Below are 3,288 nucleotides of genomic sequence, written 5' to 3' on the forward strand. Positions count from 1 at the left end.
TCGCACTACGAGGACGTCCTGGTCGCCCGGGTCCGCGAACTGGCCCCGCCCGCCGAGATCGAGGGCCGCTACGACCGGATCAACGACTTCGAGCGCTCGCTCACCCGGGACGGCACGACCGTCCTCAAGTGCTTCCTGCACATCTCCCGCGAGGAACAGAAGAAACGCCTGCTCAAGCGCCTCGACAACCCGGACAGGCACTGGAAGTTCAGCCCCGGCGACATCGAGGACCGTGCACTGTGGCCGGCGTTCCAGGAGGCGTACGAGATCGCGCTGGAGCGCTGCTCGACGGCGGCCACGCCGTGGTACCTGGTCCCGGCCGACCACAAGTGGTACCGCAACTGGGCGATCGGCCGGCTCCTCCTGGAGCATCTGGAGGTGCTCGACCCGCAGTACCCGAAGGCGGACTTCGACGTGGCGGCGTGCCGTGAGCGACTGCTGAAGGCACCCTGACCCGCCGCCCGGGTGACCCGGTGCCGCGCCGACCGAGAAAAACCGACATTTCACCTTAGTTTCATAGGGTGATCAGACTAGTACGCCGTATTGCCGGTACGACCGCCGTCTGTGCCCTGGGGGCCGCGCTCGCCGCCTGTGGTTCCACCCAGGCCGCCCCGGCCGGGCACCCGGCGCCCGCGAAGCCCGCTCCCGCCGCCGCGCCGCCCACCCTCCCCGCGGGCGCGGGCGGCGCGGCCCCCGTGTTCATGAACGGTCCCCGCACCCTGGGCAAGACCGTCGCCCTCACCTTCGACGCCGACATGACCGCCGACGAGGGGCCGCGGGCCGCCGCGGGCGAGCACTTCGACAATCCGGCGCTGATCGCGACCCTGCGCCGGCTGAAGGTGCCGGCCACCGTCTTCATGACCGGCCGCTGGGCCGACCAGTACCCGGACCAGGCCCGCTCCCTCGGCCACGACCCCCAGTTCGAGGTCGCCAACCACTCCTACAGCCACTACGCGTTCACCGGCGACTGCTACGGCCTGCCGACCGTCCCCGCCGACCGGATGACGTCGGACGTGCAGCGCGCCCACGCTGCGCTGCTCAAGGCGGGCGTGCCGCACCCGATGCCGTACTTCCGCTTCCCCGGCGGCTGTTACGACCGGCAGGCGCTGCGCGCGGTCGGCCGGCTCGGGGTCACCGCCGTGCAGTGGGACGTGGTGAGCGGGGACGCGTTCGCGACGGACGCGGACGCGGTGACGAAGCAGGTGCTGGACGGGGTGAAGCCCGGTTCCGTGGTCGTCATGCACTGCACCCGCAGTGCCGCCCCCACCACCGAGCAGGTGGTGCGCGACGTCGTACCCGCGCTGCGCGAGCGGGGCTTCCGGTTCGTGAAGGTGTCGCAGCTGATCGGGCAGACGCCCGGTCACCGGTGACCGTCCTCGTTCACGGGCGAGGAAGCATCGTCGCCGTGGCCCCGCGGGGACGGGCGGCCTGCTGGAGCGCCTCCGTGTCCCTTGCCCTTCGAACAGAGGTCACTGGGTGCGTCGCTGTGCTCTGCCGGGGCGGAACACAGCAGGGGTTGTGGCACGGCAGGAAGACCAGCAGGATGCGGACCGGCGCAGTCGACTGGCACCTGTCCGGCAGGGGTGGGCGGGGGCTGGGGTGCATGGAAGGCGTCCCTTTCGTATGGCGTCGTGGCGGGGAGTGCGCGCGGCCGTGGCCTCGGAACCGGTGGCCGGGCGGGGACTCCCCTCCTTGCTCTTCCTCGCCTGTCGGCCTGGTTCAGCGGTCGGCGGCGAACTCCTGTAGCCGGTCGACCAGTTGGCGATCGGGCCGGGCGACGATGACGGAGCAGCCGGGCGTGCGTGCGGCGAGCCGGTCGACTTCGTGCTCGAGGCGGCGGGTGGGGGCCAGGGCGGTGGAGCCATTGGTGCGGACGTAGCGGGCGAACAGTTCGAGGCCTTCGAGGAACGCGGCGTCGGGCGGTGCGCTGTCGGCCATGGAGTGGGTGAGCTGGTGGAACCAGTGCTGGGCCCGCCTGGATTCGCCGAGGGCCAGGTGGTGCAGGTGCAGGCAGTAGGCGGCGGCGCGGCTGCCGGCGCCGGCGGCGAGCTGCCACCAGAACTGGGCGGACTCGGGGTGGCGGGTGAGGTAGAGCAGGCAGCCGAACGCGAGGGCGCCGTCGACGTCCAGGTGTTCCTCCGTCAGCGGTCCGCGGTCGGGGCCTTCGGCGATCTTGGCGACGTGGTCGGCGACGGCCGGTTCGTTGAGTACCCACCGGCACACCACGCCCAGTCGCTGGCCGGCCTGGGCGGCGCGGGCGATGTCCGTGGTCGGGGTGCGCCGGCGGGCGTCGGCGGCGAGCCGGCGAAGGCCCGCGGCGACGTCGAACGGTCGTGGGGCCGTGGCGGGCAGCCGGACCTCGTTCAGCAGGGCGTCGAGTGTGGTGGTCACGGTCGTTCCCCCTTCGGATGGGGCCTTTTTCGTTCGTCGGGCAGGCCGAGCTTGACGCGCAGGCGTTCCTTGCCCCGGCGCAGATGGTGGCCGACGGTGCGTTCGTCGATGCCGACGTACCAGGCGACCTTGGCGGTGGGATAGCCGAGGATGTAGCGCAGCACGATCACCTCGAACTGGCGGTTGGGCAGTTCCGAGATCGCCTCGTAGAGGCCGCTGGTCGACTCCATCTTCTGCAGCTTGTCCCGGGCCGTGGCGAGCGCCGGGGCCAGCGCCTGGGCTATGGGCCCGTTGATGACGAACGCCGGCGCGCGGCCCTCGCGATCGAGGCGGTCGTGCACGGCCCGCCGCATGATCGCCCAGGCGCCCTGCTCCAGCGAGCCCGAGCTCAGCAGCTCCGTCCAGCCCGCGTGGATCTGGAGGAACACCTCGTGTATGACCTCTTCGGCCACCTCGCGGGTCCCGAAGTGGACTTCCGCGTAGGCGTGGAACGGCTCCTGGTGCCCGAGGTAGAAGGCCTCGAAGTCCAGCGGCAGGTCCAGCGGCAGGAACATGGACTGTGACAGTCCGGAACGCGGCTCGGCGTCTGGAGCGCCCTCTGTGGCATCGTCGTGACTCACGCAGGCCTCCCGGCGGCACGGCACATGGGCAGGCTTTTCCTCTCCTTGAGGGTCGGCTGGGACCGGCGCAACGTGTGCGCGCCGACGGCCCGTTGGGCCTGAGACCTACCTAAGTGGTTCATGCGGCCGATCACTCATGCACACCTCGGGAAAATCACCGGAGGGCCCGGCCGGGGGTGTACTGCAATCTTCAGGTGGCTCTCCGGGACCCGGGGGCGGGGGCGGTTCGGTGCTCATGGCCCGAGTGGAACGCGCGGCGGCCGGGCCCGCATCCGGC

At 71.4% G+C, this 3,288-nt stretch carries 3 protein-coding genes and 1 pseudogene; 2 read left to right on the forward strand and 2 right to left on the reverse strand.

Going from position 1 to position 3,288, the window contains the following annotated elements:
• Window positions 1–453: pseudogene (locus tag ABZ646_RS43385) on the forward strand (polyphosphate kinase 2 family protein); the annotation flags it as partial.
• 68 nt (window positions 454–521) lie between these two features.
• Window positions 522–1,370, forward strand: a complete 849-nt coding sequence (locus ABZ646_RS43390; RefSeq protein WP_360532378.1) for a polysaccharide deacetylase family protein — start codon at window positions 522–524, stop codon at window positions 1,368–1,370.
• A gap of 349 nt (window positions 1,371–1,719) precedes the next feature.
• On the opposite strand, the gene ABZ646_RS43395 is transcribed toward ABZ646_RS43390, so the two are convergent.
• The gene (locus ABZ646_RS43395) at window positions 1,720–2,391 is read right to left on the reverse strand and encodes a hypothetical protein (RefSeq protein WP_360532381.1); all 672 of its coding nucleotides are present in this window, start codon (window positions 2,389–2,391) and stop codon (window positions 1,720–1,722) included.
• Window positions 2,388–3,011, reverse strand: coding sequence for a sigma-70 family RNA polymerase sigma factor (locus ABZ646_RS43400; RefSeq protein ID WP_360532383.1), 624 nt, complete (start codon window positions 3,009–3,011; stop codon window positions 2,388–2,390). Before ABZ646_RS43400 ends, ABZ646_RS43395 begins: the two co-directional genes overlap by 4 nt.
• Window positions 3,012–3,288: the final 277 nt, after the last annotated feature.

The sequence above is a fragment of the Streptomyces sp. NPDC007162 genome, assembly GCF_040634175.1.
Classification (GTDB): Bacteria; Actinomycetota; Actinomycetes; order Streptomycetales; family Streptomycetaceae; genus Streptomyces.